At 54.2% G+C, this 23,632-nt stretch carries 21 protein-coding genes and 1 tRNA gene; 11 read left to right on the top strand and 11 right to left on the bottom strand.

All coding sequences use genetic code 11. The annotated features are described in order from the left end of the window. The first annotated feature begins 39 nt into the window (after positions 1-39). A complete protein-coding gene (locus FHI25_RS16610; protein WP_210519653.1) occupies positions 40-1,014 on the top strand; it encodes an adenosine deaminase in 975 nt (324 codons plus the stop codon). A 21-nt stretch (positions 1,015-1,035) separates the two neighbouring features. On the opposite strand, the gene FHI25_RS16615 is transcribed toward FHI25_RS16610, so the two are convergent. The 3 genes from FHI25_RS16615 to FHI25_RS16625 form a co-directional block, all read right to left on the bottom strand. After that, complete coding sequence (locus FHI25_RS16615; RefSeq protein ID WP_210519655.1) at positions 1,036-1,956, bottom strand: alpha/beta hydrolase; 921 nt, start codon at positions 1,954-1,956, stop codon at positions 1,036-1,038. A gap of 16 nt (positions 1,957-1,972) precedes the next feature. Continuing rightward, positions 1,973-3,271 carry a hypothetical protein gene (locus FHI25_RS16620; RefSeq protein ID WP_210519657.1) on the bottom strand — a complete coding sequence of 433 codons (1,299 nt, stop codon included), beginning with the start codon at positions 3,269-3,271 and terminating at the stop codon, positions 1,973-1,975. Positions 3,272-3,423: 152 nt separating this feature from the next. Continuing rightward, positions 3,424-3,828 (bottom strand): OsmC family protein, encoded by a 405-nt coding sequence (locus tag FHI25_RS16625; protein ID WP_063088127.1) that lies wholly within the window; start codon positions 3,826-3,828, stop codon positions 3,424-3,426. A gap of 199 nt (positions 3,829-4,027) precedes the next feature. Here FHI25_RS16625 and FHI25_RS16630 point away from each other — a divergent pair, with 199 nt between their 5' ends. Next, the gene (locus FHI25_RS16630) at positions 4,028-4,360 is read left to right on the top strand and encodes a hypothetical protein (protein WP_210519660.1); all 333 of its coding nucleotides are present in this window, start codon (positions 4,028-4,030) and stop codon (positions 4,358-4,360) included. Between the two features lie 181 nt (positions 4,361-4,541). Beyond that, positions 4,542-6,197, top strand: a complete 1,656-nt coding sequence (locus FHI25_RS16635; RefSeq protein ID WP_246879158.1) for a sensor domain-containing diguanylate cyclase — start codon at positions 4,542-4,544, stop codon at positions 6,195-6,197. A gap of 42 nt (positions 6,198-6,239) precedes the next feature. Here FHI25_RS16635 and FHI25_RS16640 read toward each other — a convergent pair whose 3' ends face one another. The 3 genes from FHI25_RS16640 to FHI25_RS16650 all read right to left on the bottom strand — a co-directional run bounded on the left by FHI25_RS16640 (position 6,240) and on the right by FHI25_RS16650 (position 9,960). Further along, the gene (locus FHI25_RS16640; RefSeq protein WP_210519661.1) at positions 6,240-8,003 is read right to left on the bottom strand and encodes a sulfotransferase; all 1,764 of its coding nucleotides are present in this window, start codon (positions 8,001-8,003) and stop codon (positions 6,240-6,242) included. A gap of 146 nt (positions 8,004-8,149) precedes the next feature. Next, on the bottom strand, positions 8,150-9,559 hold the full coding sequence (glnA, locus tag FHI25_RS16645) for a type I glutamate--ammonia ligase (protein ID WP_008890688.1): 1,410 nt from the start codon (positions 9,557-9,559) through the stop codon (positions 8,150-8,152). A gap of 62 nt (positions 9,560-9,621) precedes the next feature. Further along, positions 9,622-9,960, bottom strand: a complete 339-nt coding sequence (locus FHI25_RS16650; RefSeq protein ID WP_007091888.1) for a P-II family nitrogen regulator — start codon at positions 9,958-9,960, stop codon at positions 9,622-9,624. A gap of 405 nt (positions 9,961-10,365) precedes the next feature. On the opposite strand from FHI25_RS16650, the gene FHI25_RS16655 reads away from it, so the two are divergent. Continuing rightward, entirely contained in the window at positions 10,366-11,538 is a 1,173-nt protein-coding gene (locus FHI25_RS16655; protein WP_210519663.1) for an aminotransferase, read from the top strand. 86 nt (positions 11,539-11,624) lie between these two features. Here FHI25_RS16655 and FHI25_RS16660 read toward each other — a convergent pair whose 3' ends face one another. Then, positions 11,625-11,975 (bottom strand): rhodanese-like domain-containing protein, encoded by a 351-nt coding sequence (locus FHI25_RS16660; protein ID WP_210519665.1) that lies wholly within the window; start codon positions 11,973-11,975, stop codon positions 11,625-11,627. Between the two features lie 136 nt (positions 11,976-12,111). Here FHI25_RS16660 and FHI25_RS16665 point away from each other — a divergent pair, with 136 nt between their 5' ends. Next, complete coding sequence (locus FHI25_RS16665; protein ID WP_210519668.1) at positions 12,112-12,981, top strand: LysR family transcriptional regulator; 870 nt, start codon at positions 12,112-12,114, stop codon at positions 12,979-12,981. 63 nt (positions 12,982-13,044) lie between these two features. Here FHI25_RS16665 and FHI25_RS16670 read toward each other — a convergent pair whose 3' ends face one another. After that, complete coding sequence (locus FHI25_RS16670; protein WP_120226291.1) at positions 13,045-14,046, bottom strand: Gfo/Idh/MocA family oxidoreductase; 1,002 nt, start codon at positions 14,044-14,046, stop codon at positions 13,045-13,047. Positions 14,047-14,376: 330 nt separating this feature from the next. Between FHI25_RS16670 and FHI25_RS16675 the strand changes: the two genes are divergently transcribed. From FHI25_RS16675 to FHI25_RS16685, 3 genes are all read left to right on the top strand, one after another. Then, positions 14,377-14,453: transfer RNA gene (locus tag FHI25_RS16675), tRNA-His, on the top strand. Between the two features lie 134 nt (positions 14,454-14,587). Continuing rightward, positions 14,588-16,768 carry a tetratricopeptide repeat protein gene (locus FHI25_RS16680; protein ID WP_210519670.1) on the top strand — a complete coding sequence of 727 codons (2,181 nt, stop codon included), beginning with the start codon at positions 14,588-14,590 and terminating at the stop codon, positions 16,766-16,768. A gap of 167 nt (positions 16,769-16,935) precedes the next feature. Then, positions 16,936-17,946, top strand: coding sequence for a serine hydrolase (locus tag FHI25_RS16685; RefSeq protein ID WP_210519673.1), 1,011 nt, complete (start codon positions 16,936-16,938; stop codon positions 17,944-17,946). A gap of 160 nt (positions 17,947-18,106) precedes the next feature. Here FHI25_RS16685 and FHI25_RS16690 read toward each other — a convergent pair whose 3' ends face one another. Beyond that, positions 18,107-18,703 carry a hypothetical protein gene (locus FHI25_RS16690; RefSeq protein ID WP_210519676.1) on the bottom strand — a complete coding sequence of 199 codons (597 nt, stop codon included), beginning with the start codon at positions 18,701-18,703 and terminating at the stop codon, positions 18,107-18,109. A 228-nt stretch (positions 18,704-18,931) separates the two neighbouring features. Here FHI25_RS16690 and pyrC point away from each other — a divergent pair, with 228 nt between their 5' ends. Next, on the top strand, positions 18,932-19,978 hold the full coding sequence (gene pyrC / locus FHI25_RS16695) for a dihydroorotase (protein WP_210519678.1): 1,047 nt from the start codon (positions 18,932-18,934) through the stop codon (positions 19,976-19,978). A gap of 81 nt (positions 19,979-20,059) precedes the next feature. On the opposite strand, the gene FHI25_RS16700 is transcribed toward pyrC, so the two are convergent. Then, complete coding sequence (locus tag FHI25_RS16700) at positions 20,060-20,944, bottom strand: putative metalloprotease CJM1_0395 family protein (protein ID WP_210519680.1); 885 nt, start codon at positions 20,942-20,944, stop codon at positions 20,060-20,062. 133 nt (positions 20,945-21,077) lie between these two features. Between FHI25_RS16700 and FHI25_RS16705 the strand changes: the two genes are divergently transcribed. Next, complete coding sequence (locus FHI25_RS16705) at positions 21,078-21,944, top strand: DUF547 domain-containing protein (RefSeq protein ID WP_246879159.1); 867 nt, start codon at positions 21,078-21,080, stop codon at positions 21,942-21,944. A 24-nt stretch (positions 21,945-21,968) separates the two neighbouring features. Here FHI25_RS16705 and FHI25_RS16710 read toward each other — a convergent pair whose 3' ends face one another. Further along, positions 21,969-22,190 (bottom strand): hypothetical protein, encoded by a 222-nt coding sequence (locus FHI25_RS16710; protein WP_157097812.1) that lies wholly within the window; start codon positions 22,188-22,190, stop codon positions 21,969-21,971. 305 nt (positions 22,191-22,495) lie between these two features. Here FHI25_RS16710 and FHI25_RS16715 point away from each other — a divergent pair, with 305 nt between their 5' ends. After that, entirely contained in the window at positions 22,496-23,467 is a 972-nt protein-coding gene (locus tag FHI25_RS16715; protein ID WP_210519682.1) for a DMT family transporter, read from the top strand. The last annotated feature ends 165 nt before the right edge of the window (positions 23,468-23,632 follow it).

Below are 23,632 nucleotides of genomic sequence, written 5' to 3' on the forward strand. Positions count from 1 at the left end.
TCGGTTATAAGATGATGCCGACAAACCCGGAGCACCGCGATGAACACGACCATTCCAAAGGCAGAACTGCACCTGCATCTTGAAGGGGCGATGACACCTTCGCTTGTCCGCAGCTTTGCCAAGCGCAATGGTCTGACATTGCCGGATGATATCTATGATGCGCAGGATCGCTATATCTGGCGTGATTTTCCCGAGTTCCTAAACAGTTTTGACAAGGCGAGTGCTGCCATCCGCACCAAGCAGGATTATTCCGATCTGACCTGTTCGTATCTGGTCGAGCAGGCAAAGGTCGGCACGCTTTATGTCGAGATTTTCTGTTCGCCGACCCATGCGGCCAGTTGCGGATTGTCGTTTGACGCGCATCTTGAGGCAGTTGTTGATGGTATTGACCGTGCCGAAAAGGAAACCGGGATCATCGGGCGGATTATCATGACTTGTGTGCGCCACGTTGGGCCGGATGTTGCGGTCAAGGTCGCGCGTGAAACGGTTGATTGTCGTCACCCGTACATTGTCGGTTTTGGGATGGGCGGCAATGAAAGCCTGTTCACACAGGAAGATTTTTATCCGGCGTTCAAGATCGCCCGCGATGACGGTCTTGGCTGCACCACCCATGCCGGCGAGGTCGAAGGACCGCAAAGTGTCTGGGATGCGATTGAAAAACTTCCTGTGACACGGATCGGCCATGGGGTGCGATCAATCGAAGACCCCAAACTGGTCGAAACACTGGTTAAGCGTGATATCGTTCTTGAAGTTTGTCCGGGATCTAATATCGCGCTTTCGGTTTTCCCGGATTACACATCCCATCCGCTGCGCAAATTCTACGACGCGGGGGTCAAGGTGACCCTTGGCTCGGACGATCCACCATTTTTCTTTACCTCGCTTGCAGCCGAATATCAGCGTGCCGAGGAGGTGTTTGGTTTTAGCCCCGAAGAGCTCAGTGGTTTGACTCGCACCGCCATCGAAGCTGCCTTTGTTGATGATGCGACCAAGGCGAAACTTCTGGCAAAGCTCTAGGCAAGGGGCATGGTCCCAGATTCACTTTTTTTGCGTGCGCTCGATGTGCGCATCAAAAATTTGCCAGAACCTGTTTCGATAGATGTCACGTTCTTGAAGAATTTCGTGGCGGGCTTCTGGGATCTCCGCGATGGTGATCGATGGGACGTTGCCAAACAGATCTTCCGTCGTCTGGTTGGAAACAACCTGATCGTTCCCGGCCAGAACAATGGTGATGGGGGGCAGGGACCACGTGCCGGCCTTCATCTGTTCGATACGGGCGGTCAGCGATGCTTGCGCCTTGAAACAGGCATCAAGCCAGCCGGCAGAAACGCCACCAACCACAAGGTTCGGACTGTTTTGCAAGATGGCAACATTTCGCGCATGGCGGACCGGATCGGAAGTCAGGATGTTTTCGGCCTCGAACCCGGCAAGCGGGCTTAGTTTGCGTTGGCCGGGCAGGTACTGTTTGTCAAATCCGTAACGACACATGCTGTCGGCGACAAATTGCGCCGCCAATGACAACCAGTCAGGCCCGCCCAGTCCAAAAAACGGCGCGACCATCACCACGCTTTCCCACAGATCCGGTTGATCGAGCATCATCGCCATCGCAACCAACCCGCCGGTCGAGTGCGTTATCAGAAGCGGGCAGGAAATGCCGTGGACGTTTTTGACATGGTCAATAACATGGCGTGTATCGGCGATATATTGCGCAACATCATGGACATACCCCAGGACCGGATCATTCGTTTCGCGCGATGACCCACCGTGGCCGCGAAAATCAAAGGTCACACAGCCAAAACCACGTTCGGCAAGGTCGTCTGCCGTTTCCTGATAGCGTTCAATATATTCCCCGCGCCCCTGCAGGATCAGGACATGTTGACGCGCGTTTTCGGGCGTCTGAACACCAAAGCGCAGATTTATCCCGTCCGGTGTTTGGAAAATATCGGTCGCAAAAGTCATGGGGCGGCTTCAGTTCCTAATCCTGCGCGGTGATTGCCTTTGCGATGAAGGCAGCCATTTTATCCATCATACCGGGGAAATCGGGATTAAATGTGCCACGACGCATAGTGCCGGGGGGCGCGTCGTCAAAAAGATTGCGCTCGCCATACAGGACATCGGTGCCGGACTGGCAGTTTGAGCGGGTAGGTTCGTCATCATAATGCCCGCAATCGGGGACCACACCATCAAGGCCATAGATGGGATCCTTGGGGCTCATGGTAATTGCGGTGTGGGCATGGTTGAGTGTGCGCATTTCATCGTCTTCCGAGCGGACAATTTCAATGCCTTCACAGGTTGCGCTGTTAGTCGGTGGGTCGATTTTGCCCTGATACCAGATCAGGTGTTTTTGCGGGCTGGTGACTTTGTTGCAGAAGAAATCGCGCATCAGGTCGGGGTTGATGGTCTGATCATCGGAACTGACAACGCCGAAAACCGGCACATCGAAATCGGCCAGCTTTTCTTGGCCAAAGGGCTTGGTCAGCAAATAAAACTCCGCTGCCGCGTTCATGGCCATCGAACCATATTTGCCGGGATCGTTATTCTCGCCCTCACCGACCCAGTGTTTGACATATCGGACATAGGGGGTAAGCCAGGCCTGTTCGCTTTTGGCGGCAAGACCGGGCGACAGCATAACCAGTGCTTTGATCAAATCGCTCTTGGTCTGTTGTTCGCTATAGACCCGCCCGATCAGGGCGGCCCCGGTCGAAAAGCCCATCGGGATGATGTGATCAATCTCGTCCCCAAAGCTGTTCATGCCGAAACGAACGGTTTCGAGCCAGTCTTCATATTCGACATCAAGCAAGTCCCCCGGCACGGTGCCATGCCCCGGAAGAAGAACACCGTGAAACGTCGCACAGGGAAAGCGTTGGCGCAGATCATCACGGATGTCACTTAACCAATAAGGGCTGTCGGTCAGGCCATGTACCATCAAAAAGCCAACACCATTTCCCTGCGCAGGGTCGGTTTCTTCGTTGGCAGTGCAGGTGTTGCTCACCGGTCCAAGAGCGAAAGGCGCACGCATATCGACAACCTGATCAAGGGTATGAATGCCAAACGGTTTTTCTTCATGCGCAAATCGTGTCGTGGCAAGGACGTCGCGGAGTTGCTGGCGTGTGGAGCGGACATAATCTTCAAACGGCAATCCTTCGGCGGGCGGAGCAATCGCGGCACCGGATGGCGAAAGCGGGTCGGCTGACTTTGCGCAGGCACCTGTCGTCAAAAATCCCAGCAGGGCAAGGGATGCCAAACCAGTCTGAAATATGCGGGACGTACCCATGATGATTGCTCCGTTCGGTTCCCGGGATTGGACGTGGTTCTTCTATTGTTGTCAGAAGATGTTAACGCGGGAAGTCACATGGTGCGAGAAACAAAAAAGCGATCTGTTCACAGATCGCTTTTTCATCAATATCGCCGCTATGAGTAACCGGATTATTCCACGAGTTCCCAGCTGTGCGTGACCTCTGCGGCCTTTGACAGCATGATGGATGCCGAGCAGTATTTTTCTGCCGAAAGTTCGACAGCGCGACCGACCTTTGTTTCATTAAGGTTTTCACCCTTTACCTTGAAGTGCAGGTGAATTTTGGTGAAGACCTTCGGGTCGGTTTCTGCGCGTTCGGCCTTAACGTCGGTTTCGACATCAAGCACGTTTTCACGGCCCTTTTTGAGGATATGAACAACGTCAATCGACGAACAGCCACCGATACCAAGCAGAAGCATCTCCATCGGGCTCGGGCCAAATCCGTTATCCCTGTCGCCATCCATGACGACACCATGTCCGGTGCCACTCATTCCGGTGAAGGTCAGGTTTTCAAGCCACTTTACACGCGCTTCCATCTTCGCATTCCCATATGTGAACAATTGTTGTCTTAACCTCTAGCCCGCCTTGCGCTTACCTGCAAGGTGAGATCATGGAAAGTCGGCCGGGCAGTGGTCGCAAATGCGACCATGAGTGGTAAGTTGTTATAGGAGTTTTTACTTTCCGGATGGATACTGGTGTAATTATTCAGATCCCTATGGTGCAGGAGTATCAGTTATGACAGAGGATCCGACGCGCAGCAAAAGCCGTTTCATGATGGGCATGGAGCATGTCCTGCGTGAGATCAATCACGAAATCATCAGCCCGGCCATTCCGGATATGTCGGTTGAAAATGCTGTGCCGCTGATGATCACCGTTGCACGGCTTCGGGCGGATTATCTGAAATTTGCCTTTCACCTTTGCGATGATCGCGCAGAAGAACACCCGACGGTGGAAGAACTGGCAAGACTCAAGCATCTGAGAGAAAGCTTTCAGGAAATGCTGGCCGTCGCCAAGGAACTCGAACACTGCATTGATCGCGGTTACATCGATCTTCCGATGAAAAAATAACGATATTCTGACCTGCACCCGTGTTTGATGTCCTGCTATTCAAAAAAATAATGACTTATTCTCCAGTATATGCAATGGGTTGCGCATATAAATACACAAGGCCGTCTTAAAAGGTCTGATCTGGGACATCACATAAAACACGAATAAAGGGAGAGCGCTGTTTTGCAGCGCGCCGGGTGTCTTGTCAGTCAGTGCGGATGTTGTGGCAACTGCGGCGTTGTCACGCGACAGTCTTATTTTTCTTGATCCGGATGGCCTTACCGTCGTCTACGTCAACGCGGCTGCGGAAAAGCAGCTTGGCGATGCAAAATCGGTTTTGCGCAAAGGCACAGAGGTCAAACAGCTTCTGGCCTATCTTGCCAAAAATGGTGAATTTACCGATGGCGACGCGGTAGCAGCAGTTCGCAACGCCCTTGCATCGATTTCGTCGGGAAAACATGCCGAACTTCCGGCTTTCCGTCTGGGGAAAACGCCGTTTAACTGGCATTGCGATGTCGGACCGTCCGGGACATTTGCGCTGGTGTTACGTGACGCCGGACGCGCCCAAGAACTTGCCAAGGCGCTGGCCGAGCACAAGACGTTCATTCAGCACCTCATTGATGTTTTGCCAACCCCGGTTTACCTCAAAAACCGCGAAGGGGTTCTGACCCGCTGCAACGGTGCCTTTGCCGAACTGTTTGGCACGGATGTCGAAACGGCAATTGGCAAGAGAATGGCGGATTTCGCGCCCAAATCACTTGCCAAAACCGTCGGTGAACTCGAAGCACCTTTACGTGATGCCGAGGGGCAGGTACGTGACGAGATTACCTTTGCGATTGACGACAAGGAATGCATAGCCCTGTTTGCCGCCTCGACACTCAGGGGGCCAAGTGGCGCGATTGCGGGCACCATCGGGTCATTGATTGACGTGACCAGTCTTAAAAAGGCACAGGCCGAAGTCGCCGAGGCATCCCAGCGTCTGACAGGTCTGCTTGAAAGTGCACCGATCGGGGTCGGGATTTCCAACCGGGAAAGTGGCGTTTTCAAATTCTTCAACAGCACATTTTCCAAAATGCTCGGAATTGAAGACGAAAGCAAAGCAACGGACTCCATTCTTCTTTCCGAACGTTATCGCGAGAAATCGCTCGAGGATATGGATGCGCTGGGCGAACTTCAGGACGTCGAGATCCGGTTGCGCCGATCTGATATGCCCGAGGCGCGCTGGCTTAAAACATCAATCGAGCCGCTGTCGTTCCAGGGGGAGGAAAGCGTGCTGTGGTGGACCAGCGACATCACCAAGCAAAAGCACGCCGCGCGCGAATTGCAGAACAAGGCCAATAATGATGAGCTGACCCGGTTGGCCAACCGTGCGCGCTTCATGCAGAAGCTTGATCAGTGCGAAACCGTGTTGCGCGGGACCGATACGCCCGCCGCGATTTTTATCCTTGATCTCGATGGTTTCAAACAACTGAACGACACACAAGGTCACGCCGCCGGGGACTGGGTGCTGGTTGAAACCGGCAAACGCCTGAAACGTGCAGCCCGCCGTGCAGAAGAGGTGGCACGCCTTGGCGGCGACGAGTTTACCTTGTTGTTCTTAAACAAGGGCGCTGAAAAGGAAATGGCGGAGGCGGCTGAAGCCATTCTTGCCGAAATGAGCCGTCCTTTTGTCTGGGAAGGACATGATTGCGATATTTCCGCCTCGATCGGGCTGGCTGTGTTTGATGGCGGCAATTGCGATATGAGCGAGCAACTCCGCCGTGCTGACAAGGCAATGTACGAAGCCAAGGCGGCAGGCAAGGCGCAGTACCGCCTTTATACCCCGGATATGGAGCCCGATCTTCATACTGACGACTGAGCCGACGCGAATTCTTTTCCACGAAGTATCAGCGCGCTTGGTTCAATCGGGTTTAATGCCTAGGGCTTTCAAGAGCGGTTTGATATAGGGTGCATACGGTTTCCAGCGTTCAACACTGGTCTGATAAAGTCCCTGTCGGACCTGTGCCGCACTCGCAGTCCGGACCGAGCGCTCTGTCTTGTGGAAATCCAGCATCGCGTCATCCCAAGGCAGGCCGAGAAAGTCGATCAGCCTGCGGGCTTCGGGTTCGATATTGGTGACCAGATCTTCGTAATTGATCTCGATAAACCGATCCTTTGGCAGGACGGCGCGCCAATGCGCCATCAGGTCCTCATAGGCGCGATAAAACTCGCCAAGTTCTGTCTGGTTGCAGGTATAGACCTGCAAATTGGCAAACCGCTTGGAATAGCACGACAGACACGTATCGACCGGATTGCGGCGACAATGAATGATCTTGGCACCCGGCACGGAAAGCAGGATCAACCCAACCCAGGAAAAGTTCCCCAGCATCTTGTCGATGATCAGCTTTGTCGCCGGGGTGGGCGGATACATCGCGTTGACTTCTTCGCGATAGGATTTCGCCAGTTCCGCGAGCAGCGCAGAATTGCCGATTTTATCATGGTCTTCCGGCTGACTGGGGAAAAGCGTGCTAAACAGCCGGTCCTTGATTTTCGGGAATGTCCGCAACTCGCCCGTTGCCAATGTTTCTGGATGACTGCCTAGTATTTGTTCAGTCAGCGTGCTGCCACAGCGCGGCATGCCAACGATAAAGGCATGAGATGGGCCGTTGTCGTAGTGTTGCGGCAGGTCTTTGAACAGCTCCGCCGGAAAATAATCGGCAATCGCCCTGACGCGCCCGCAGGCGATTTTGGAATCATAGGCCTTTTGCGTCGGCGTGTTTTCGGCGAAGTCCTGACGGCGCAGCGCATTGGCGGCATCAAGATGGTGGATGGCCTGCTTTGGGTCTTTGCTGTCGATATAGGCCTTGCCAAGTGCAAAGCCGATCATCTCCCGATCAACCTTTTGCAGTACGGTGTCAGTATCGTTCAGGATATCGACCATCATCTTGATTTCGGGACTGTCAGGCTTGAACTTCATGACATCGGCCAGATCATGCCAAGCACGCCCTGACTTGGGGTTTTGGGCAATGACTTTCCGGAAGCATTCCTGCGCACCTTCCAGATCGCCCATGTGACGTTTTGCTTCGCCAAGTTGTAGCAGATTGCTTGTTCGGCGTTCCGGATCATCCGGGCCGATCTCTTCTGCGCGGGCCAGGTATTCCAGTGCTTCTTTTTCACGCCCGACCTTAAGCAATGCTGCCCCAAGATTGTTCAATGCCTGCCAGTTATCGGGACTGAAGCTGACAGCTTTTTCAAGGATGGTGATGCCTTGGGTGATGTGTTCTGCCTGAATAAGGTAAACGCCAAGGTCGCTATAGGTCTGTCCATGGGTTGGGAACTTCCGGATCGCGGCAAAAAGGATTTGCTGAACGAGATCATACCGGCCTGCACTGGCAAAAATGCCGGCAAGTTCACGGAAATAGTCAATTTTGCTGTCAGGCAAATTGCAGGCGGATTGCAGCAACTGTGCGGCTTCGTTCAGATTGCCCGTTGCACGGTGGATCTGCGCCATCATCATCAAGACGGGACCATAGCCTGGCGCGGTGGACATCGCCTGCTGCGCGCGTGCAAGGGCATCCGCGGCGTTGCCTGATGCAAGGGCGCTTCGCGCGGCCTGGATCAGTTTGTCAGCCTTTTGGCGGTTGCGCTTTTCGGCGAAACTCGATGGTGATGCTGGCTTGGTCATGAAGCTGATTTAATCCCGATGCGAAAGGTAAGGTCAAGCTTAGCGGCAAAGGGGTAAGCAAACTGTTAGGGCAGGGATAGCGAAACGAAAAACGCCCGGCCGATTGGCCGGGCGTTTCGCGTAAGCATTGTCTTCCGGATGGAAGATCAGCCGCTGTAGTACATGTCGAATTCGACCGGGTGCGGAGCCTGTTCGAAACGAACGACTTCTTCCATTTTCAGTGCGATGTATGCGTCGATCAGGTCGTCGGTCATCACATCGCCTTTTTTCAGGAATTCGCGGTCTGCGTCGAGGCTGTCGAGAGCTTCGTGCAGCGAACGGCAAACGGTCGGAACTTCTTTGAGCTCTTCCGGCGGAAGGTCATAGAGGTTTTTGTCCATTGCTTCGCCCGGGTGGATCTTGTTCTCGATACCGTCAAGGCCAGCCATCAGCATTGCAGAGAATGCGAGATACGGGTTGGCAAGGGCATCCGGGAAGCGGATCTCAACGCGTTTGCCTTTCGGAGACGCGGTGTACGGGATACGGCAGGAAGCGGAACGGTTACGTGCAGAATATGCCAGCAGAACCGGTGCTTCGAAGCCCGGGACTAGACGCTTGTAAGAGTTGGTCGTCGGGTTGGTGAAAGCGTTCAGTGCTTTGGCGTGCTTGATGATACCGCCGATGTAGTACAGAGCGGTTTCAGAAAGGTCAGCATAGCCATTGCCAGCAAACAGCGGTTTGCCTTCGTGCCAGATCGACTGGTGGGTGTGCATGCCCGAGCCGTTGTCACCGAAGATCGGTTTCGGCATGAAGGTTGCGGTTTTGCCATACTGGTGTGCAACCATGTGGATGCAGTATTTGTAAACCTGAACCGCGTCAGCATGTTCGATCAGGGTGCCGAATGCGATACCCAGTTCGTGCTGCGACGGGGCAACTTCGTGGTGGTGCTTTTCGCAACGCACGCCCATTTCGTTGATGTAGTTGACCATTTCGGCACGGATGTCGTTTGCCGAGTCAACAGGCGGTACCGGGAAGTAACCACCCTTCGGACCCGGACGGTGGCCGCGGTTGCCGCCTTCGAATTCGGTGCCGGTGTTGTACGGACCTTCTTCGGAGTCAAGCGCGTAGGCCATGCTTTCCTGCGAGGTGCTCCAACGAACGTCGTCGAACATGAAGAATTCCGGTTCTGCGCCGAAATATGCGGTGTCGCCGATACCAGCGGATTTCATGTATGCCAGTGCGCGTTTCGCGGTCGAACGCGGGCAACGCTCGTAACCCTGGCCGGTGGCCGGTTCGATAACGTCACAAACAAGGATCAGGGTCGGCTGCGCGGTGAACGGATCAACAACGGCGGTCGACGGATCCGGCATCAGGATCATGTCGGATTCGTTGATTTCTTTCCAACCGGAGATCGACGAACCGTCGAACATAATGCCGTCAACAAAGACGTCTTCGTCGATGGTGCAGATATCCTGTGCGGTGTGCTGCCATTTACCTTTGGTATCGGTAAAGCGCAGATCGACAAACTGGATGCCTTTTTCTTTGATCAGATTAAGTACAGAAGCAGCGTCAGACATGATGCAACCCTTTAAAACTCATAAACAGTTACCGTATGGTGTTCAACGAAAGGCGTGACCGATCAGATCGCGTCGTTACCCCGTTCACCAGTACGAATACGGATCGCGTCCTCAAGTGAGGAAACGAAAATTTTACCGTCGCCGATACGCCCGGTATGAGCGGCTTGCTGGATTGCCTCAATCGCACGCTCTACCAGCGTGTCCTCGACGACGATTTCCAGCTTTACCTTCGGCAGAAAGTCCACAACGTACTCGGCGCCGCGATACAGCTCCGTATGACCTTTCTGACGTCCGAAACCTTTGGCTTCGGTGACGGTAATCCCTTTGAGACCAATCTCTTGAAGGGCCTCTTTTACCTCGTCAAGCTTGAACGGCTTGATGATGGCTTCAATTTTTTTCATTAGCGCCCTCTGCTTTTTGGCGAGAGTTGCGTTGAACTCTGTAAAGCGTAATGCTTCGCCCTCTGACTATTGCACGGACCATGCCAGTTTTCACCGGCAACGGCATTCTAAGGATTCTCTGTGCGAAAACCCAGCAAAACCCATGAAATTTTTAAGATTTTCTGGTTTGCTGGTGACTGTGTTTTAGGCAAGATGTTCAAAAAATATGCAAACGCCCTGTTTAGAGGGCAGACAGGCTGGTTCAAACCTCTCCGGGCTTGCCATTCCGGGGCCATCATGCGACAGGATTTGCTATGCAAGGGTGTGGTCGGGCACAAAAATTATACCCGATGACCGGGACTCGACTGACCATGATACGACCGGGGGCCACCATCCGGTGAACGACCATAATATAAAGGACGCCTCATGACCGAATTCGTCGGCAATCCACTTTTCGCTTCGGGCGGGATCACGATCTTCGAAGTGATGAACGAACTGGCCCAGAAACATAAGGCCATTAATCTGGGGCAGGGTGCGCCGGATGAAGATGGCCCGGCCGATATTCGAGAAGCCGCCGCCAAGGCAACGATGGAACTGTCCAACCAGTATCCGCCGCTGGCTGGTGTGCCCGAACTGCTTCAGGCCGTTGCCGACCATAACAAGCGATTTTATGGCATCGAGGTTGATCCGAAAAAAGAAGTGCTGGTTTCCGTCGGTGCGACCGAGGGGTTGGCCGACGTGATCATTGGTTTGGTCGCACCCGGTGATGAAGTCATCCTGATCGAACCACTTTATGACAGCTACCTTCCGATGGTGAAGCTGGCGGGCGGCATTCCCAAACTGGTGCGCGTTACCCCGCCGCACTGGGAATTGCCACGTGACGAACTGGCGGCGGCCTTTTCGGAAAAAACCAAGCTGATCCTGCTGAATTCGCCGCAGAACCCGTGCTCGAAGGTTTACGGTGATGACGAGCTGCAATTCATTGCCGATCTATGCATCAAGCATGATGTGATTGCACTCTGTGACGAGGTTTATGAGCATCTGGTCTTTGACGGGCGCAAGCACAAACCATTGATGACGTTCCCGGGCATGCATGAGCGCACCGTGCGCATCGGATCGGCGGGCAAGACCTTCTCGCTGACCGGCTGGAAGATTGGCTATATTACGGCTTGTGCAAAGCTGATGGAGCCGATCAAGAAGGCGCATCAGTTCCTAGTCTTTACCGTCGCACCCGATCTGCAGCACGGTGTCGCCTATGGGCTTAACAAGGACGATTCCTATTTCGAAAACTTCACCGCCAACATGCAGGCCAAGCGTGACTACCTGATGAATGGGCTTAAGGAAGTCGGATTTGATGTCCTTGACTCACAAGGCACCTATTTCATCACCTGCGATTTCCGCCCGCTTGGCTATGATTGCGATGATGTCGAGTTCTGCCAGATCATGATCAAGAAAGCCGGTGTGGTCGCCATCCCGGTATCGGCCTTCTATCAGGGTGAAGATGGCGGTGTGCGCAATTTTGTGCGGTTCTGCTTCTGCAAGGACGAAGCCAAGATGGCAGAGGCGATTGCACGCATGAAAAAGGCTTTTGCCAAGTAAGCCGTGGGCGCAAAACAAGGCATTTGAAAGAACAGCGGGCCGACATGGAAATGTCGGCCCGTTTTGGTTGCGCGAGGGCGATGGTGTCAGGCCGTTTGTTCAAGTGTGCCCTGTCCCTGAAGCGGCAGGCCCGCCTCGCGCCAGTCATTCTTGCCTTCGTGATAATCGCGCACATTGCTGTAGCCAAGCTTGGTCAGCGCCATCTGGGCTATGCCGGAATTCTTGCACGGGCCACTGGCGCAATAGACAACAATCGGTGCATCCAGATCGGGCAGGATCTGTTTGATGCCCTCATCAATCGCATCATGGGGAATGTTGATCGCACCGGGCAGGTGGGCATCAACATAATACCGCGCCGGAAGCGCTTCGATCAGGGTCGGGGCATTTGCGGTGCCAAGGGCGGCCTTAAGCTCGTCACGGGTAATGGTTCTGGTCATTTTCCAATCTCCATCAGGAATATCGTTGGTTGATGGGATCAGTATTAATGTGCGTCTACGCGAAGTAAATTTGCGATAAATCGATTAGTATGTGCAATAATGCGAATAATCAGATGGCGCGTTCGGAGGATTGCACATGCTGGAATGGGATGATTTGAAACTGGTGCTGGCGGTGGGGCGCGCGCGCAGCATCACGCAGGCGGCCAGACAAACCGGCATTCACCATTCCACGTTGTTTCGCCGCATGGCTGATATTGAAAGTCGCATCGGTGCCAAGCTGTTTGAGCGGCAGCAGGGTGATTATCAACCAACGCCAGCGGGCTTGGCGGCCATCGAAACCGCCGAAAAGCTTGAAGCCGAAATGGCCGTGCTTGCCCGAACGCTGGCCGGACAGGATATCCGCCCGTCAGGCACGGTGCGCCTGACCACGACCGATACGTTGCTTCACGCCGTGCTGGCAGATGATCTTGCGGCGTTTGCGCAGGCCTATCCCGAAATCACTGTGCAGGTCGTGACCGATAACCGGTTTTATGATCTCAACCGCCATGATGCCGATATCGCCATCCGGCCCAGCAATGCGCCGAATGAAAATCTGGTTGGGCGGCAAATTGCTCCGATCCGGTCGGTGGTTTGTGCGGCAAAGGGTATGGGTGATCCCAAGGACGGTGATGGGCCGTGGATCACCTGCGATGAAAGCCTTGCCCATATCAAGGCCGCCCGGTGGCGTGACAAACATTTTCACGATCAGCATGTCACGATGCGCAGCAATTCACTTTTGAATGTGGCGCGGCTGGTCAATGCCGGGGCGGGTTATGCGGTACTGCCGGTGTTTCTTGCCGGGGCATTTGACAATATCGCGATCCTTGGTGACGCGATTGACGGGCTTGATAATGATCTTTGGATGCTGATGCACCGCGATCTTAAAGCTGTGCCGCGCGTTCGGGCCTTCAATGACTTTATGTTTCCGAGGCTTAAGGCCAAATCAGCCCTGTTTGCCGGCGCGTGATTGGCCAAAGAAAAAGCCGGGTTTCCCCGGCTTTTGTGCAGTTGAGTATCGGCAATACGTTGATCAGGATTTGACCATTTCCCAGCTGCCGGTTTTGGCAGAGCGGGCAAACGCATCCAAAATCTGCATATTGGCAATTGCGTCTTCAATCGGATAATCGACCGGGCTTTCGCCGGCAAAGATCTTAGTCGCGGCTTCACCCTGCAGGGTGTACTGGTTGCAGACCGGGAATTTGATTTCGCGCGCGTCGTCAAAGCCCGGCTGTTTCTGACCGGCAACGCGAATGACCGCTTCGTTTTCCGGCACAGCATTAAAGGGCATCAGGATCTCAATCCGGCCTTCGGTGCCAAGGATATGCACACGCTGTACGGCGGCCGACTGGGTGCCACACACAAAGCTCGCCTGCAGGCCGGATCCGAAATCAAGCATGCCAGATACCAAACGGTCGGTACCGAATTTTGGGTCCTTGTCCATCAGCGACACCACGCGGACGGGCTCCTTGCCGGTGATAAAGCGCGGGCCCACAATGCAATAGCAGCCGATATCAAGCAATCCGCCGCCGCCAATGTCCTTTTTATTGCGGACATTGTTCGGATCGGCATTGAAATAGGTGAAGATGCTTTGCACCGTGGTAAGTGTGCCGATCTGACCGCTTTCGACGATCTTGCGGGCTTCCAGCCATTGCGGATGATGGCGGACCATAAAGGCCTCAAGCACCTGCTTGCCGCTTTTGTCGCGGGCGCTAATCAGCCGCTTGGCATCTTCGGTATCAAGGCCGATCGGTTTTTCACACAATACATGCTTTCCGGCCTCAAGTGCCTTGATCGTCCATTCGACATGCAAATGGTTGGGCAGGGGATTGTAGATCGCCTCGATTGACGGATCAGCCAGCAGTTCTTCATACGAACCATAGGCGCGCGGAATGCGCATGTTTTCAGCGACCTCACGGGTCTTTTCAAGATCACGACCGGCAATCGCCAGGATTTCAAGCTGATCGCTTTCCTGCATGGCCGGGATGACCTTTTCCGTGCCGATCTTGGCGGTGCTAAGGATGCCCCACTTCATTCCGATACTCCGTCTGTTTTTCTATTATTTGGCCGTTTCCATGCCAAGGCAGGCAAGCAACCCTTTATATATGGTGTCTTGGTAACCTGCATTTGTGGCAATAGCCTGTTATTGGACCAGATTAATTAAGCCATGTGAGCATGGATGCAAGATGTTCAGACGGGTGGGGTGCCCAATTTACGGATAGGAAAGGACACAGAATCCCGATCAGGATTGCTCAAGCCCGCAAAAATCGGTGCTTTGAACAACTTGGCGGAAATCGGGCTAAAAAATTGAAAATATGCGCTTGACGTTGGGGGCCTCGGGCCATATAAACCGCGCCACACGATGGCGGGTGTAGCTCAGGTGGTTAGAGCACCAGTTTGTGGCACTGGGGGCCGTGGGTTCAAGTCCCATCACTCGCCCCATTTGTGAAAAGGTCAGGCAGAAATGCCTGGCCTTTTGTCTTTTGCGCACCTTTTTGCCGCAGCCCCGGTTGCCTTTGACGGGTGATCGACTAGACTGCCCGAAAATATCAATGTTCGGGGCGATATGGGGCGGCATGGCGAAGCTCAAAGTTGATCAGGCAATGAAGCGCGCAAAGGCGCATATGCGCAAAGGCGAAATGGCCGAGGCGCGCGCCCTTTATGAAGCCGTCCTTGCCGATTATCCCAAAAACGAACGCGTCAAAACGGCCCTTGCCGAACTCAGCGGCCCTGTGAAGGTAGCTGCCCCTTCAAAGGGTGCTGCGTCCGGTACTACCGAGCCACCGGCCGAGGTGTTTGCCAAACTTTCGCAAGCCTATCAGGCCGGTCGTTTGCAAGATGTGCATGCCATGACCGGGCAGCTTTTGAGCCAGTATGGCAATTCTGCCAAGCTGTGGAACTTCCGTGCTGCGGTCAGCAGCAATCTGAACCTGCTTGACGATGCCGAGCAGGCCTTGCGACAGGTCGTGCGCCTGCAGCCGGGCATGGTTGCGGCCAAAAGCAACCTTGGCGTCATTCTGGAACGTCTTGGCAAGTTGGCCGAGGCAGAGGAATGCTATCGCGCGGTGATTGCGAGCGCCCCCGAATTTGCCGAGGCGCATAACAATCTGGGTAACATCCTTAAAAGTAGCGGCAAGCTTGAAGAAGCCCAAGGCTGCTATATCAATGCAATTGCGCGCAAGGCAGATTATGCTGACGCGCATTATAACCTTGCCAACACGCTCCGCGAACGCGACCAGCTTGAAGACGCCAAACAGCAATATTTCAAGACGCTCAAGCTGCAGCCGAAACTGGCTGAAGCCTGGTACGGCCTTGGGCAAACCTTGGCGGAGCTTAAATCTGCGCCAGAAGCGGTTGAAGCGTATCAACGCGCCCTTGCCATCAAACCGGGCTACGTTTTGGCGATTGTTGAGCTATTGCGCGAACAAAGCCGTTTGTGTGACTGGCGGGCGTGTGATCTGTTTGATCAGTATGGCGCACAGCTTGGCGTCACGGGCGAGGCTGCCTTGCCATTCCCGTTGCTGCCGTTTGAGGATAACCCGGCCCATCAACTGGCCCGGTCGCGCAACTGGGCACAAAGCCACTTCTCGGCCGCCGCCCCGGTATCCACGATCCAGCCAACCCCGGCGGACGGGCGCAAAATCCGGTTGGGCTATTTCTCGGCCGATTTTCATGATCACGCCACCATGTTCCTGATGGCCGGCATTCTGCGCCATCATGACAGGTCGAAATTCGAGATCTTTGCGTTCAGCTATGGCCATACCACGGATGGCGCACAACGCGATCAGATGTTGGAGAATGTTGACCAGTTCTTTGATGTGCAGGAAATGTCGGATGGCGTTCTGGTCGCATTTGCCCGCGAACAGAACCTTGATATCGCAATCGACCTCAAGGGCTATACCCGCAACAGCCGTCTGGAACCGTTTGCCAAACGCGTGGCACCGTTGCAGATCAGCTACCTTGGCTATCCCGGTACGCTTGGCGCAGATTTCATCGATTATATCATCGCTGACCCGGTCGTCATTCCGCCCGAACAGCGCAGCGGTTATCACGAGAAGATCATTTATCTGCCGGGGTGCTATCAGCCCAATGACAATACGCGCGACATCTCGAACAAGCCGATGACGCGCGCCGAGCTTGGCCTGCCCGAAGATGGTTTTGTGTTCTGTTGTCTGAACAACAACTACAAAATCATGCCAGCCGAATTTGCCATCTGGATGCGGGTGATGAAGAAGGTTGAAGGCAGTGTGCTCTGGCTTTGGTGCAATGATGATGTCGCCAAGACCAACCTGCGCGAGAGTGCGGAAAAGCATGGGGTTTCGGGTGACCGTCTGATCTTTGCCGGTTACATGCCGCAGTCCGAGCATCTCGCGCGCTTGCGCCATGCCGACCTGTTTATCGATACCTTTAATGTCAATGCACACACGACCGCCAGTGACGCGCTCTGGGCCGGATTGCCGGTGGTGACACTGGCCGGAAAACAGTTCGCCGCCCGCGTTGCCGCCAGCCTGCTGTCGGTTATCGGCCTGCCGGAACTGACCGCCGAAACGCCCGAGGCCTATGAGGAGCTCATTCTCAAGCTCGCGCAAAACCCCGACATGCTGGCAGATCTGCGCACCAAGCTTGACGCAAATCGCCTAACCCAACCTCTGTTTGATACCGAAGGCTACACGCGCGGGTTTGAGCAGGGGCTGGAGCAGGCGTTTGTGCAAAGGTTGGCTGGGGAAGCGTTTTCGGACATTGCGGTTAATGTCTAGGCTTGTCTGATTGTGGTCTGATGTCACATTCCTGACGAAATAATTCCGAATAAGGGACGCATCTTCCGGCTCGATTGACTGGAAGGTTGTGCGTTGCGGTCCGCGGTCACATGGACTGCGTATAGGTTTAGTGCGCATATGACCCCGACCTTCAAGGACTGATGGATATGCCGGGCAAAAGACCACTTCCGATGCTGACCCGCCGTGCCTTCTCAGTGACCCTTCTGGGCGCGATGGCCACTCCCGCTATGGGCCGGGCCTTTGCTCAGACGCCGACCAATATCCGTTCGCGAATTGCTGACATGTCCCAGCTTCACGCAATCATGGTCCAGCGCGGTGACGAGATTATTGTTGCCGAAGCACCGCGCGGGCTGGGTTTGGATCGGGTTGCGAACATCAAGTCCTGCTCGAAAAGCATCATCGGTCTGCTGACCGGTAACGCGATTGCGCAAGGAGCGATCTCCTCGGTCGACGCCACCATCGGCGAAATCGCACCGTCTATCATTCCGTCGAACGCCACCCCCGGTGTGGAAGACCTGACCATCGAAGATCTGGTGACGCTCCGGGCCGGGCTTGAAAGCACATCAGGGCGCAATTACGGCGCTTGGGTCAATTCCGATAACTGGGTTTCCTTTGCGCTGCGCCGCCCCATGGTCGCCACGCCGGGCAGGCGGATGATCTATTCCACCGGCACCACGCATGTCCTTGGTGCGGTGCTTGCGGTTGCGACCGGGAAAAGCCTGCTCGCGCAGGCGCGCGATGTCCTTGGTCAGCCGCTCGGTATTGAAATTCCAGCTTGGACACGCGATCCGCAAGGCTATTATTTCGGCGGGAATCAGATGGCGATGACCCCGCGCGGGATGTTGCGCATCGCGACCCTCATGCGGGATCAAGGCAGGTTCAATGGCGACCAGATCATTCCAGCGGACTGGATAGACCAGTCAACCCAACCCCACACCCGATCACCATATTCGGGGCTCGCGTATGGTTATGGCTGGTTCCTGAGCCGTAGCGGTTTCATTATCGCACGCGGCTATGGCGGTCAGATCATTGCGGCCCATCCGGAAAAGAACCTGGCGGTAGCCATCACCTCTGATCCGACCTCGCCCGCACGATCAGGCGGATATTTTGGGGATTTGATGGACCTGCTTGAGGGACCCGTGCTTTCACTGGCCTGACAGAAGTGTCTAAAGAGCATGTAGAAAAGGTGGCGGCCATGATGGGGCAGAAAAACAAACCTGTCCCCTTTTTCGCGCACTTATTATGAAATCAAATGTAAATAGTAGTTCGGTCTGTTGTTGGTAGGCTTAACCTGAAAGGACTGTATTGGCGACTTATCTATTGAGAAGACGTTTCAATCGCGTTTTCTAGTGATTTCTTCATTTTCGCAAATTGAGTCCTGTTGTTGAAAATTGGTAGTGTAAGTCTGCGCAAATTTTGGCAAACAGTATGATGTTTAGAGATAATGGTAGAATTCAAGCCGCCCGATGATACGTACATACGTTTTGTGGAAGCGAAAATCGACGATAATTCACTCAATAAATGCTGTAGCGCATATTTTGCTTCATAAAAATGCACGTTGCATTCCTGATGATTGCTTTCATTTAAGAAGTTCAATCTATGTTGAGTGGTTGTTATTTCAGAACCTATCTGCTCAAATATTTCGTCGAAATGTACATGGAAAATATGCGGAGTAGGTTTGTTTGAATGGTAGAAATCGTATGTTTCCGTGGTTAAAGTCTTAACTTTTTCAGAGATATCAGCGATGCTTTTTTCTACCGTATTCGCTATATCTATTGAGGGTTGGAATTTCGCGCGCATCGTGTTCTTTAATCTTCGTTGGTCAATTATCCTTTGTTTTGTGAATAGCAGGTAGGCAACCAAAACACCGATTACAGAACCTATCAGGCTTTGCCAAATCTCAAGCTGGTTCATCAATACGCATCCATACAAGGTCAAAAATCCCCAAACACCAAATAGAAATAAGCTCAATATAGGCACTTTGATGAAGAGAAATATGATGCAATTCAGGTGCAAGGCAGACCCTCACTAATTTTCTGAGCGCAAACTAATTAAACTACATAATTCCATAAAAGCACCTAATCTGCTAGGTAACGCTCCATATTTCCCCAACGGGTTCATTGCTTGCCAGGAGATCGCCCTATGTCGACCAATCGCATTACCCTTCGCCGTCCCGATGACTGGCATTTGCATTTGCGAGATGGCGAGATGTTGAAAGGTGTGATTGGCGAGACGTCCGAACATTTTGCCCGCGCGATCATCATGCCCAATCTGGTACCGCCGGTGGTCAAGACGGCCGATGCCGTGGCATATCGCGACCGGATTACCGCCGCCATCCCGTCAGGCCATGATTTTACCCCGCTGATGACGCTTTATCTGACCGAGGGCAGCAATCCCGATGATATCGAGGAAGGTTACAAGGCCGGTGTGATCACGGCACTCAAGCTTTATCCGGCCGGGGCGACTACGAATTCGGACAGTGGTGTGCGCAATTTCGATAATGCCATGCCAGCGCTGGAGCGTATGGCAGAGCTTGGCATTCCGCTATGTGTACACGGCGAAGTCACCGATCCCGACATTGATATTTTTGACCGTGAAGCGGTGTTTATCGACCGGGTTCTCGATCCGCTGCGCAAGCGTCTGCCGGAACTGCGCGTGGTGATGGAGCACATCACGACCGAAGACGGTGTCGATTATGTCAAAGCCAATGACAACAACCTTGGTGCTACGATCACGACGCACCATCTGATCATTAACCGCAATGCCATTCTGGTTGGCGGCATTCATCCGCATATGTATTGCCTGCCGGTTGCCAAGCGTGAAAAGCATCGTTTGGCGCTGCGTGCGGCGGCGACGTCGGGTAATGTGCGTTTCTTCCTTGGAACAGACTCAGCGCCGCATACCGACGAGCGCAAGGAAAGCCCGTGCGGCTGTGCCGGGATCTTTACCGCCAACAACACCGTGCAGCTTCTGGCGCACGTGTTTGAGGAAGAAGGGGCGCTTGATAAGCTTGAAGGCTTTGCCTCGATCCATGGCCCGCAATATTACGGCCTGCCAATCAATGGTGATCAGATCACGCTGGAAAAACGCAGCGAGCCGGCCAAGTTCGCGGAGAAGATCGAAACCGGCGAAGGCCCGGTGACGGTGTTTAATCCGGGCTTTGACGTGTTCTGGCATTACGCTGACTGATTTCGGTGACAGACAAAGCAAAAGCGGCTCCGAGTGGGCCGCTTTTTTGTTGGGCTATCTTCATTCCGGGCGGCGCGGATGCTAACCGCTGAGGTCAATTTTGCCCGGCGCTGCATTTAGGCCAAGGGCCATGCGATAGCTTTCTGCCGCCGCACTGGCCTGCGAGGCGATCATCGCCGAGATGTTCTTTGATGCGCCCTTGGCGACATTGAAATCAGCCGCCGAACTTCCGGGCACCGATGCCGCACGTGAAATGGCGGCCTGATTGGCAATCGCCGCCACACCATCAAGTCCCTGAATGGGGCGGATGCTGACTTTGCCGCCGGTGGCATAAAGCCGCCCGTCGGGGCCTGCGGTATAGCTGTAGCTGATCATGCCGGCATTGGCCCCGGCGAGGGTTTGGTGGCTTTCTTCCTCTGTCCGGACAATCGCATCGCGGGCACTTAGTTCGCGCACAATCTCACGTTCCGACGCGGTCAGGAGGGCCGGGTTTGAGGTGGGTTGGCGCGCATTTTCCGGGGTGGCTTCGCGTTCTTCCTGCTGGCGCTGTGTCGGGCTTTGGGTATTCGCATCGTCCGGTGCAGCACCATGAATATCGCGCGGATCAAGCTGTTGAATGATGGTCACCACCGAGGCCGCACTGTTGACCGGTGCGGTTTGCGCAGGCGTAGGCGAAGGTGGCGGTGCCGCTTGGCGCTCGCCCGTATTGGAGGATTGCGATGGGTTTGTTTGATCTGTCCGTGCCGAAGGGCCGTTTGCCGGGGCTTGTGTGGCAGCAGCGATGGTGCTGGAAAGCGGGACAAGCGCAACGGCGGCTGGTAATGTTTGCGGCGCAGACGTGAGCGTTCCGCCCGACCCGTTGGTTGGCGGTTGGCTCCCGGAGCCGAGCAGGGCGCGTGTGGCAATAATCTGGCCAAGTTGCCCGCCACTGCCGGGGATAACCTGTATTGCACCTGCCTGTATCATGACGCCCAGTATAGCCCAGCTTGGGGTTAAATGTATATAAGCCGATCAAGGGGATGACAGGGCGTTATGACAGAGATCACGCCGGTTTGATGCGCCGGTTTTGCCCGCACCGGTTAAGGTGGGATCAAATCTGTTGAAATCTGGTTTGGTGATCATGCGTGCGTTGAGTGTTGCCCTGTCCTTTTTGCTGATTGCTGTCGCGGTTGTTGTGCCTGTGCGCCACTTGCAGGCTGCGCCGGATGCCGATTTATGGCCGGATTGGCAGGCGCATGATCCGGGCAGTACGGTCGAGATTGACCATGGCGATTGGCAGGCGGTGCTGGATCGCTATGTCACCCAACATGCGCCCGGTGTGACCAGTTTTGATTATGCAGCCGCCAGTCGGGATGGCGGGACGGAGATGGTCGCGGGCTATGTCGATGCCATGACCAAGATCAACGTCGATGCGCTTAACCGCGATCAACAATTTGCCTATTGGGTGAACCTGTATAATGCGCTGACCGTTAAGGTGGTTCTGGACCATTATCCGGTCGATAGCATCCGCGATATCGACATCTCGCCTGGGTTATTTTCATCTGGCCCATGGGGCAAGAAACTGATCACGGTCGAGGGCAGGACGCTTAGCCTTGATGATATCGAACATCGCATATTGCGACCGATCTGGCGCGATGCGCGCATTCATTATGTGGTCAATTGTGCGTCGATTGGTTGCCCGGCATTGGCGCCGGAGGCCTTTGACGCGGACAAGCTTGAAGCGCAGCTGGATCAGGCGGCGCGTGATTTCATCAACCATCCACGCGCGGTGCGTATCAATGCCGATGGCGGCCTTGTGCTTTCAAGCCTGTATGACTGGTATCGGGATGATTTCGGGAAAAGTGATGCGGAATTCATCGCGCATCTGAGAAAATTCGCCGGGTCGGAGCTGACGAAAGCTCTGGGCGGTATCACGGAACTTGATGTCGCCGACTATGAATATGACTGGGCGTTGAACGCCCGATAGTACCCGCCAAGGTGAACCGGTGCGTTACGCCGCCGTGTTGTGTAGCCCTGGTTTGACAGGGTTGGTCGTGGCCCATGCATCGGCATGTGCGTCCTCGACCGGATTTTCCGGCCGATTCTGATTTACCTGCTCAATCGTGTGACGAACATCACTGGCAGAGACGCCGTCATAGCGCATTAATGTCTGAACGATCGGGTCGGCAAGCATGTCTTCGACCGTCAATTCCTGATCAACATAACTCATCATCTCATATCCCGATTTTTTTGTTATGCGTAATGTAATGCAATTGCAAGTCATTCGCAATAACTATTCTGTGTCGATGGTGACTTTTTTTCATTTTTGTCTCTGAAACGCTTTGATCTGCCTTAAGGCAGGGCATCTATGCGAGAATTTCGCAAACTGCATTCAGCGGCCTGCAGCGTGCTGTTATTGGGGCAAAATCTGTGAAAAGGTATTTCCTTGATTAAAAAGCGTATGGGTCTTAACGCTTGATCTGGTCTGTTCGTCACCGCGATAAGGCCCAATAAGTATGGCAAAAATGGGCTAATAAAATGAAACGTCCGGGAATTCGTGAATACGGCTTGCTGTTGCTGCTGGCCTTGATGTGGGGAAGTTCGTTCACCTTCATCAAAATCGGCGTGCATGCCTATTCGCCGCTGGTGGTGGCCTGTGGCCGTTTGTCCTTTGCCGCCCTTGTCCTGTGGTGTTTCGCAGCTATTCGTAAATCCGAACTGCCCAAGGGGCGTGGTGCCTGGATTTCGACCTTTATGGTGGCCCTGATCGGCAATGCCATTCCGTTCTTTTTGATCAGTTTTGGCGAAACACAGGTCGATGCCGGATTGGCCGCGATCCTGATGTCGACCGTGCCGCTGACCACGGTGGTCTTGGCGCATTTCTTTACCCATGATGAAAAGCTTTCGACCGGCAAGGTCGTCGGCGTGATTTTGGGAACGATCGGCGTGATTGTGCTGGTCGGGCCGGAAACACTTTCCGGGCTGGGGGGAGAATTCCTGTTCCAGTTGGCCATTCTGGTTGCAGCAATCGGTTATGGGATCTCATCGCTTGTGGCGCGCAATCTGCGTGATCAGCCGCGCATCGGATCGACGGCCGTGATCCTGACTTTTGCCGCCTTGATGCTGATGCCCTTTACCCTGATTATCGATCAGCCCTGGACAATGGACTGGGACCCTGAAGGCGCACTTGCCATCATGTATCTCGGCATGTTCCCGACCGGCATTGCCATGTTCCTGATCCTGCAACTGATTGCGGTGGCCGGGGCCAGCTTCCTTGTGTTTAACAATTATCTGGTGCCAGCTGTTGGTGTGGTCATCAGTTTTATTGTGCTGGGCGAAGTGCCCCAACCCAATGCATTGATTGCCCTGGCGGTCATTCTGGGCGGGATTGCCGCATCACAGATGCGTTTTGGCCGCAAACCGAAGGATGTCGAGCGGCCGGTTTTGAAGTCTGATCCGATGACACCGGTGATGGAAGTTCCCAAAGGCGACAAATCGGGCGGAAAGTGACGGTTTTATATGCCGGAAAAACCGCGAATTTTCGCGAAATTTCGAACTTTATTGCCCAACCTTGCGCGATAGGATTTGTCAATATTGTTTGTGCGGGACAAACCTGATACTTTCCGCCTTTCTGGTCCGGCATGTGCCTTCAAATAGGTGTATGTCACGCCGATT

The organism is Thalassospira sp. ER-Se-21-Dark (assembly GCF_017922435.1).
Taxonomy (GTDB): Bacteria; Pseudomonadota; Alphaproteobacteria; order Rhodospirillales; family Thalassospiraceae; genus Thalassospira.

Coding starts and splice junctions, on each gene's coding strand:
- FHI25_RS16685 (WP_210519673.1), top strand. CDS start 16,936: ATGCCGGGCAAAAGACCACTTCCGATGCTGACCCGCCGTGCCTTCTCA.
- FHI25_RS16630 (WP_210519660.1), top strand. CDS start 4,028: ATGACAGAGGATCCGACGCGCAGCAAAAGCCGTTTCATGATGGGCATG.
- FHI25_RS16650 (WP_007091888.1), bottom strand. CDS start 9,960: ATGAAAAAAATTGAAGCCATCATCAAGCCGTTCAAGCTTGACGAGGTA.
- FHI25_RS16670 (WP_120226291.1), bottom strand. CDS start 14,046: ATGAAGTGGGGCATCCTTAGCACCGCCAAGATCGGCACGGAAAAGGTC.
- FHI25_RS16610 (WP_210519653.1), top strand. CDS start 40: ATGAACACGACCATTCCAAAGGCAGAACTGCACCTGCATCTTGAAGGG.
- FHI25_RS16700 (WP_210519680.1), bottom strand. CDS start 20,944: ATGATACAGGCAGGTGCAATACAGGTTATCCCCGGCAGTGGCGGGCAA.
- FHI25_RS16665 (WP_210519668.1), top strand. CDS start 12,112: ATGCTGGAATGGGATGATTTGAAACTGGTGCTGGCGGTGGGGCGCGCG.
- FHI25_RS16625 (WP_063088127.1), bottom strand. CDS start 3,828: ATGGAAGCGCGTGTAAAGTGGCTTGAAAACCTGACCTTCACCGGAATG.
- FHI25_RS16710 (WP_157097812.1), bottom strand. CDS start 22,190: ATGATGAGTTATGTTGATCAGGAATTGACGGTCGAAGACATGCTTGCC.
- FHI25_RS16620 (WP_210519657.1), bottom strand. CDS start 3,271: ATGGGTACGTCCCGCATATTTCAGACTGGTTTGGCATCCCTTGCCCTG.
- glnA (WP_008890688.1), bottom strand. CDS start 9,559: ATGTCTGACGCTGCTTCTGTACTTAATCTGATCAAAGAAAAAGGCATC.
- FHI25_RS16680 (WP_210519670.1), top strand. CDS start 14,588: ATGGCGAAGCTCAAAGTTGATCAGGCAATGAAGCGCGCAAAGGCGCAT.
- FHI25_RS16690 (WP_210519676.1), bottom strand. CDS start 18,703: ATGAACCAGCTTGAGATTTGGCAAAGCCTGATAGGTTCTGTAATCGGT.
- FHI25_RS16640 (WP_210519661.1), bottom strand. CDS start 8,003: ATGACCAAGCCAGCATCACCATCGAGTTTCGCCGAAAAGCGCAACCGC.
- FHI25_RS16715 (WP_210519682.1), top strand. CDS start 22,496: ATGAAACGTCCGGGAATTCGTGAATACGGCTTGCTGTTGCTGCTGGCC.
- pyrC (WP_210519678.1), top strand. CDS start 18,932: ATGTCGACCAATCGCATTACCCTTCGCCGTCCCGATGACTGGCATTTG.
- FHI25_RS16660 (WP_210519665.1), bottom strand. CDS start 11,975: ATGACCAGAACCATTACCCGTGACGAGCTTAAGGCCGCCCTTGGCACC.
- FHI25_RS16655 (WP_210519663.1), top strand. CDS start 10,366: ATGACCGAATTCGTCGGCAATCCACTTTTCGCTTCGGGCGGGATCACG.
- FHI25_RS16615 (WP_210519655.1), bottom strand. CDS start 1,956: ATGACTTTTGCGACCGATATTTTCCAAACACCGGACGGGATAAATCTG.